The 7215-nt window shown below is 66.8% G+C and carries 7 protein-coding genes; 2 read left to right on the plus strand and 5 right to left on the minus strand.

Annotated features, from left to right (window positions below; all coding sequences use genetic code 11):
- Positions 1-88: 88 nt before the first annotated feature.
- The 5 genes from D9599_RS29785 to D9599_RS29805 form a co-directional block, all read right to left on the minus strand.
- Positions 89-484, minus strand: a complete 396-nt coding sequence (locus D9599_RS29785) for a hypothetical protein (RefSeq protein WP_198384964.1) — start codon at positions 482-484, stop codon at positions 89-91.
- Between the two features lies 1 nt (position 485).
- Positions 486-1775, minus strand: a complete 1290-nt coding sequence (locus D9599_RS29790; protein ID WP_232481109.1) for a site-specific DNA-methyltransferase — start codon at positions 1773-1775, stop codon at positions 486-488.
- A 240-nt stretch (positions 1776-2015) separates the two neighbouring features.
- The gene (locus tag D9599_RS29795; RefSeq protein WP_198384965.1) at positions 2016-2933 is read right to left on the minus strand and encodes a hypothetical protein; all 918 of its coding nucleotides are present in this window, start codon (positions 2931-2933) and stop codon (positions 2016-2018) included.
- Positions 2934-3088: 155 nt separating this feature from the next.
- Positions 3089-4795, minus strand: coding sequence for a hypothetical protein (locus D9599_RS29800; protein ID WP_198384966.1), 1707 nt, complete (start codon positions 4793-4795; stop codon positions 3089-3091).
- Positions 4796-4935: 140 nt separating this feature from the next.
- The gene (locus D9599_RS29805; RefSeq protein WP_198384967.1) at positions 4936-5802 is read right to left on the minus strand and encodes a hypothetical protein; all 867 of its coding nucleotides are present in this window, start codon (positions 5800-5802) and stop codon (positions 4936-4938) included.
- A 680-nt stretch (positions 5803-6482) separates the two neighbouring features.
- Between D9599_RS29805 and D9599_RS29810 the strand changes: the two genes are divergently transcribed.
- Both D9599_RS29810 and D9599_RS29815 read left to right on the plus strand, forming a co-directional pair.
- Complete coding sequence (locus D9599_RS29810; RefSeq protein ID WP_309228767.1) at positions 6483-6917, plus strand: DUF2924 domain-containing protein; 435 nt, start codon at positions 6483-6485, stop codon at positions 6915-6917.
- Between the two features lie 28 nt (positions 6918-6945).
- On the plus strand, positions 6946-7215 hold a 270-nt coding region (locus D9599_RS29815; RefSeq protein ID WP_198384968.1), incomplete at its 3' end, for a recombinase family protein.

The raw sequence follows: 7215 nt of genomic DNA on the forward strand, positions 1-7215 counted from the left end.
CGCGAAGCCCTGGGGCGCCAGGGCATGTTCGCACCACAGGCCGAACTCGCGGCGGATGGCGCGGCGCTGACCCAGCTCCCAGGCAGGATCAGCCTCCATCGCCGGGACCCTCACGATCCAGGACGAGCCTTGCCGCCCGGGCGCGAGCGATCTCCTCCTCGAGCTCGGAATCGGTCATCTCGCCCGCCGGCTTGGCCGACAGCACCACCTCGTGCTTCTCGCGCCAGCCGGCACGCGCCTTCATCCAAAAGATCGAGGCGGCGGTGTTCTGGCCGGAGGTTGCCATCTGGTAGAGGGTCTGCGCGACCTTGACGGTCGCCTCCACCGAGCCGCGGTCGAGCTCGCGCCGGAAGTGCACGCGCAAGGTCTTGGGGTCGATCTCCAGCAGGGTGGCGATGTCGGGCTGGGGGAAGCCGAAGCCCGCCATCACCCGCACGGTCCGGCGCTGCTCCTCGGTGGGGGCGTAAGGGGCTCCTTGGGGCACGTCAGGCGCCCTCCCCAGCGGTGGCGGAGCAGCGCTGGGCTCCCACCTCGGCAAAGGTCGCCCCGCTGCCCTCCAGGCGCGCCACGCGGCCGGTGAAGGCCTGCCAGCGGAGAACCGCCACATCGACGTAGGCCGGGGACAACTCGACGGCGTGGCAGGCGCGGCCGCTCATCTCGGCGGCGATCAGAGTGGTGCCGGAGCCGGAGAAGGGCTCGTAGACGGCCTGCCCAGGCGAGGAGTTGTTCTCGATCGGCCGGCGCATGCACTCCACGGGCTTCTGGGTGCCGTGCACCGTGTCGGCGTCCTGGTCGCGCGAGGGGATGGACCAGAGCGTCGTCTGCTTTCTGTCACCAGCCCAGTGACCGCGGGCGCCGTGCCGGACGGCATACCAGCAGGGTTCATGCTGCCAATGGTAGTGGCCTCGCCCGAGGACCAGGCGCTCTTTCGCCCAGATCACCTGCGCCCGGATGTCGAACCCGCACTCGATGAGGCTCTCCGCGACGGTGCCGGCGTGGAGCGCCCCGTGCCAGACATAGGCGACATCTCCCATGAACAGCGCCCAGGCCTGGGTCCAGTCCGCCCGGTCGTCGTTGAGCACCTTGCCGGTGCGCGCGGTCTTGCTGCCCTCCAGGGCGCCGTTGCGCCAAGCAGGGTCGTAAGCCACGCCGTAGGGAGGATCGGTGATCATCAGGTGCGGCCGCACGCCGGCGAGCACGGCCTCGACCACGCTCGCGTCGGTGCAGTCGCCGCAGACGAGGCGGTGGCGGCCTAGCAGCCAGACGTCACCCAGGCGCGACACCGGCACCTCGGGCGGCGAGGGGACCGCATCCGGGTCGGTCAGCCCCGACGAGGGCTCAGTTAGGAAGGACGCGATCTCCATCTCGTCGAAGCCGGTGAGCGCGAGGTCGAAGCCCTCTGCCCCGAGTTCCGCCAGTTCCACCCGGAGCAGGTCCTCGTTCCAGCCGGCGGAGAGCGCCAGGCGGTTATCGGCGAGGATGTAGGCGCGGCGCTGGGCAGGGGTGAGGTGGGATAGCTCCAGCGTCGGTACTTCGGTCATGCCAAGCTGGCGTGCGGCGAGCAGGCGTCCGTGCCCAGCGATGACACCGCGCTCGCCGTCGACGAGGATGGGATTGGTGAAGCCGAACTCCCGGATGCTGGCCGCGATCTGCGCGACCTGCGCGGGCGAGTGGGTGCGCGCATTGCGGCTGTAAGGAACGAGGTCGGAGACGCGAGCGCGGTTGTAGGGTGGGAACTCTGCCGGCGATATACTGCTCGTGAGCGAAGCCATCATCGAAACCTCCAGATTGTCTTGCCTCAGCGGCGCAGTGGGTCCGACCGACGTGGTGGCGCACGCGCCTGCCAAGAGGCGCGATCTGGTGGGTTTGGTGGATGTGATGTGTTTGCCCCGGCCCTATACCCATAACTGTCAGAACACATACCTACGTTACTAATACCGTGGTAAATCTGTTCCGACACTTCTCACGGGGTAAGGGCAGCAAACCCATAGAACCCACCAAACCCACCAGATCCGTTAGAGCGAAGCATGGGCGGTCTCCTCGGTTTTGCCTTCAAGGCGCCACTGCATGATCCCGGCACTGAGGCCGAGGCGCATGATCCTCACGCCCTGCACGACGCGGTTCTGGTGTGAGGCAAGCCATTTACCGAGCCGGCGGCTGTTCACCGCACCTCCGTCGCCGGCAACTGCGAGGAGCGCCTCCCGGAAGTCGGGATGGAGAAACTCCGGCTTTGAGTGCTGAAATGCTCCCAGGCTGGTTGAACGTTGTGCTGTCGCGGCCTCGATCAGGTCGCGCACGGAGACGTCGGCGCCCCCAACCACCTTGCTCCACTGTGTCAGCACAGCGACCAGCATGTCGAGCTTCGGATCGAGGTCGCGCGCCTCCTCGATCGTGTCGACGGGATCCGCCTGGCCAACCCAGATCAGGGCGCCGCGAACCCAGTTGCCCCAGTCAGCGAAGGAGCCGAGTGGATTCGGCGCATTTGGGCGCTGGGCGACGTGATAGGCGCGCAACACCGTGAGTGCCGCGACAAGGTAGCGGGCGCGGTCGGCCTTAACAGCCGCGATGGGATTTGTGTCGAAGGTGCGGAGCTCTGGCCGTTCCTCCTTGGGGTCCAGCTGGCAGAGCACAGCCCGGCGGGTCATATCACCGACAAGGACGAGGTTGTTGCCGGTTGCCGTGACCATGGCATTGGCCGGCAGCTCCGGTGCCTCTGATCGGCCCAGAATGCGCGGGCGGACCACAGTCTGGGTCAGCATGGAGCAGAGGAACTCACCCCCGAGCGGGGCCTCGCAGTTGTCGATGGCGATCACCTGGTCACCCGCGAGCAGCAGGGCGCCGAGACGCTTCTCCAGCTCCTCCTCCGTCTTTCCCTGGGCGATGACCCCGGCCTCCCGTCCGGAGGCAATCACGCTGGCCAGGTCGACGAGCATGGATTTACCGGACCCGGCGGTCGGTGCCGTGAATGCGTGCATCGGCGCTGTGGGAAGCGACCGGCGAATACAGGCGGTCAGGATGGCAGACAGAGCAACGGCCCGGCTCGGCCGGTCCACAAAGGGAAAGGTGTCAACGAGCTTGTCCAGCACGGTCATCGCTTGGACAGCCTCGGCTTGAGAGGGTCTCCTCGGGATGGGGGGAAGGCCTCTCCCCGAGTATCGAGCAGAAGGCCAGTCGCCCGGTCGTAGCCGGGCTCGGCGAGAATGCTACCGTCGGCGCGGAGCGTGGGGGCATTGATGAGGCCGGTGAGGATCGGCAGCCGCCAGTGCCCGACCCGTTGCTTGTAGGTGGCCGCGACCTTGATGGGGGCGTCGATGCGGACCCAACAGTCGGAGCGGGCGTCGAACTTTTCCCAGTCCGCCGCGACCGTCATGGCTTCGACGAGGGCGTGATCTCCGACCTCGATGATGCGCTGGGCCGAGACATCCTGACCCTGAGCAATGCTGACCGAGACGATGCCGGGCCGGACGATGAAGGCTCCTCGCTGGTAGACGGCGAGGTCGGCTCCAATGAGGGCGTGCTCGGCCTGATCCACGATCGCTGCGATCTCGCCCCCGACGAACCGGATCAGGGGGCGGGTTGGCACGCCCTCTGCCAGGAAGGCGTCGTCGGTCAGATCCGCGACCCTGAGCCAGCCCTGCTGCAGCATCTGGTGAAGGAACAGGAGCCGGTCGCGCCCATCACAGTGGGCGTGGCGGCAATGATGGACGAAGCCGCGGCTTGTGCTCTCGCTCGCATTCACCACGAAAGTGGCGGCATCTGCCCCCGCCTGAGTGTGGGCCTCCTCATTGACGCAGCGGAGGTGGTGCTTAGTGCCGTCCGCCACCTTGCCCGTGAACACGTCAGGTCGACGCGCCCGCAGAGCGGCGACAATCTCGAACTGCCCAGCATGTTTGCGCGACCATGCCCGGAGATCGACGACTTCGCCGGTCTCCCGGTCGGTGAAGGCCAAGCTGTCATCTGGCATAGGCTGGCGCTTGCGGGATCGCTCCTTGCCCGGTCGGGCGCGGTCAGCCCGATCCCGCCGCGGGGCTGCAGGCAGGCTGAACAGGTCGCACGCCTCGCCCTCCAGCACCGCAGTTTCGGGTGGTGGACCTTCTGCAAGGTGGCGGGAAAGGTAGAACAGCCGCGAGGTGTCCGTGCAGGCCTGGTCGTGGTCGAGGTGCAGCACCGCAGCCAGAGCCTCGATCCGCTCCTTCCAGGCCGCGTTCGCCACCTGCTGCTTGTCGTAGCTGGCCGCGAGCCAGGGTCGCAGCAGCGGGATGGCGATCCGGAACTTCGGGCAGGGCTGGTGCTCGAGGAAGGCGAACTCGTCGGTGGTCTCCGCCAGCGTGGCGCCGTCCACGACCCGGCTGAGATACCCCTTCTGCAGTAGGATATCGGTCGGCGCCCTGTCCGGATCCTTGGCCGTGAGGAGGAACTTGTCCCAGTTCCCCCGGCCGACCCTCGTTCGGGTGGTCAGGTGGGAGTGGGTGGACGAGATCACCGCAATCCAGCCCTGCTCCGCGATGGCGGTGCGGATCTCATCCAGTGTGAACCCGGCATCGCTGTCGAGGACCACGAAGTCGATGCGGGCAGCATCGTTCTTGTGGCGGCGGTCGTCGGTGAAGGTAGCCGGAACGATGCAGGTGCCGTCCTTTGGGCCGACCCGGTGATCGGTAAGGATCGACTTCAGCGTGTCCCAGGTCAGCTTGCGCCGGTCTGTCCAAACCTTGTCCGTGTAGTGGCCGAAGGTGCACGCGAAGGTGCGGGCGGTCATGTCCGGCGCTTCGGGAGCCGCTTGGGTCCAGGCGTTCATGCCCACCCCCGCCCAAAATCAGCGTCTTGCCGCCGCTCGACGAGGTTGATGGACCCTTGGGCGTGAAGCGGCGTGCTCATGGCTCTGCTTTGCCACGTCGTCGCACCTGCTCCCCAGCGCGCTAAAAGCGCTAAATCATTCTACGCTTTTAGCGCGCCTTCGTTCCGGGCGGCAGCGGCGTAAATCTCCTTCACATGACCTTCAATCGTACGAACTGTGGGCGGCGTGGCAGATGGGTGCCGCTTTCGAAATTCTGCCAACAAGGCATTTGCTTCGCCTTTGCGACTGCTTGTCCGTGTACCCAGGCGCGTGCAGGCGATGGTGACCATTTCATCCATGGGGAAGCGTGGTCGACCACGCTTTGGCCGTTGGTTGACCAGTTCATCCCTAACCGCTGGCTGTTTGGGCCTGCCGACAACGTCAGCGAACAGCGCCCCTGCAACTCTGACAGTTTGCTGCTGCCAGTCGAATTGCATGCGCTCTGCCCAGGTGGGCGCCAGTGGGGCGAGTTCCCTGGCAAGCACAGGCTCTGTCTGAAGTCCGAGCAGCTCGATTTTGCCACTGGCAAGCTGGGCACGGAAGTCCGCCAGCAAGTCCTGCTCCGCAAGCTTGAGGCGCTCCATCCAGGGGTGCTCAAGGATGTCCAGGCCAAAGGCGGTGAGGCCCGCGTACACTCGGCCGTACTTGGAGCTAAGGCGGTTCTGACGGCACGCGTGCACGACATCGGTGGCCATCTTGGCCATCTCGTAGCGGTCGACGAGAATCTCGCCGCACAGAGTCAGCATCGCTCTTCGGAGTGGGAGTGGCCTGGCTGGATCATCATCCAGGTTAGCTGCCTCTGTCATGAGAGAGGCTGTTACCGCCGTCCAACTGCGTGGATGCGAAAGCACCTTGTTTCTTACGAAGTCGAGCTCGTATGCCTCTACATAGGATGGCGGGATCCGCTGAGGCTTCGTCCCCTCACCAGAGCCAGCCGGAATGCCCGTAAGCTCGATCCTGCTTGCCATGATACGACTCCGCAGGTCCGCCACGAGGTCGTTCCACGGCACCCGAAGGCACTGCTGAACCCAGTCGAGTGTTTTGGGGTCGATATCGATGTGGTCCCCAACAGCCGGTGCCGCGCCTCCAAGGCTACAGGGGCAGGCGGCTCTGATTTCGTCTTCGGTAAACGCCGCCTCGGCGGTACGTACAGCAGCCACCAGCGTCGGATCGCACCACCGCACAAGCATCTCGCAAAGCGAAAGCCGCTCGCCCTTCCTCGTCCTCGCCAACCCTCAACTCCTTGCCGTTGGGCGCAAGTCAATCAGGAGGTGGCTGGCGGCACCAGGGCGGTGACCGAGCCGTCAGTACCGGGCGGTGCGCCATGAGGCGAAAAACGACTGACGATCAACCTAACCTCCACCTCCCGCCGCACCTGCGCGAGGTCTGCGCCCTGCTCGCGGCCGGGCTGGTGCGGCTTCGTGCCCACAGCGCTGAAGATCTCGCCCGTGACGCCGAGCCGGCCGGGGGCTCGGGAGAGAGTTCGCTACACTTCCGGCCCGAACAGAGCGGTCGTGTCCCTGCCCAAACTCGGAGACACGCATGACGCAGAGATCGATGGCAGGGCAGGGGAGGGCACCTGGGAAGCAGCAGGTAGCCCCGCCTGTCCCGCTCACGCCCACCTGCCCCGCCATTCCCCCCCGCCGACGTGCTGGGCCGCCTGGCAGCCCTGAAGGCAGCCCCCACGGCTCTCCTGAAGCAGCAGTGGCGCGAGCTGTTCGGCAAGGAGCCGCCGCCCTTCAACCGCGCCTACCTCCAGAGCCGCCTCGCCTACCGCATCCAGGAGCTCGCCTATGGTGGGCTGCGGCTGGAGACCCGCGCCCGGCTGGAGGCACTCGGGGAGCAGCTGGACGGGGGCAACGTGGTGCTCCGCCGCATCCGGGCTGACAGCCGCCCCCTGGCCGGCACCCGCCTGCTGCGCGAGTGGCAGGGGGTGGAGCACGCGGTCACCGTGCTGGCGGACGGCTTTGAGTTCGAGGGCCGGCCCTACCGCTCCCTCTCGGCCGTGGCGCGGCACATCACCGGCACGCGCTGGAACGGCTGGACCTTCTTTGGCCTCAAGGGCCAGGGGAGGGGAGGATGAGCCGGCGCCAGGGCAGGGCGCCGAGGTGGTGCAGCCCCCCACTCCCATCCGGCGGCTCCGCTGCGCCGTCTACACCCGGAAGTCCACGGACGAGGGGCTCGACCGCGAATTCAACACCCTCGATGCCCAGCGCGACGCCTGCGAGGCCTACGTGCTGTCCCAGCGGGCGGAGGGCTGGACCCTCGTGCCGGACCGCTACGACGACGGGGGCTTCTCGGGCGGTACCCTGGAGCACCCGGCCCTGCAGCGGCTGCTGCGCGACATCGAGGGGGGCAGGGTGGACGTGGTGGTGGTCTAC

The sequence above is a fragment of the Roseomonas sp. KE2513 genome (assembly GCF_016107305.1).
GTDB lineage: Bacteria > Pseudomonadota > Alphaproteobacteria > Acetobacterales > Acetobacteraceae > Roseomonas.